This window comes from Pseudenemella bisphenolivorans (assembly GCF_051133435.1).
Taxonomy (GTDB): domain Bacteria; phylum Actinomycetota; class Actinomycetes; order Propionibacteriales; family Propionibacteriaceae; genus JAAYAO01.
On sequence record NZ_JBPGNY010000011.1, the window covers coordinates 1 to 666 of the forward strand.

Below are 666 nucleotides of genomic sequence, written 5' to 3' on the forward strand. Positions count from 1 at the left end.
TTGGCGCGAGCGGGTCGAGGTGGTCGCGATGGACCCCTCGGCGACCTATCGCTCCGCGATCAGGGGCGCGCTACCCACTGCGTCGATCAGCGTGGACCACTGGCACCTGGTCCGGCTGGCGAACCTGATGGTCACCGCTGTGCGCCAACGCGTCGCCCGGGAATGGCTCGGCCGTCGCGGCCGTGCCACCGACGGCGCCTGGGCGCACCGGATGCTGCTGCTGCGCGCCGCGAACACCCTCAGCCCGCGCGCGTGGGACCGGCTCGACAGGGTCTTCACCGCAGATGATCCCACCGACGAACTCGGTGCAGCCTGGGGCGTGAAGGAACGCCTGCGAATGCTGCTGGCCTGCACCGACCTCGAGGCCGCCGACACTGCCCGTGGCCTGCTCGGCGTCGCCGTCCTGGCCGCTGACATGCCCGAGACGACCAAGCTGTGGAACACGATCAACGACTGGTGGGACGAGATCGAAGTCTTCATCACCACCCGGATCACGAACGCCAAGACCGAGGCCGCGAACACCTCGATCAAGCAGATCAAGCGCACCGGCCGCGGGTACCGCAACCACGAGCACTACCAAGCCCGTATCCTCCTGGCCAGCGCCCACCGACACGGCAGGCGCTCACCCTTGAATCAGCAGGCCACCACGTTCAACTGCGGATAGCC

The 666-nt window shown here is 68.3% G+C and carries 1 protein-coding gene; it reads left to right on the forward strand.

Translation table 11 applies throughout. The features are described 5' to 3' along the window. On the forward strand, positions 1-664 hold a 664-nt coding region (locus ACR4XW_RS15865), incomplete at its 5' end, for a transposase (protein WP_434761551.1). Between the last annotated feature and the right edge of the window lie 2 nt (positions 665-666).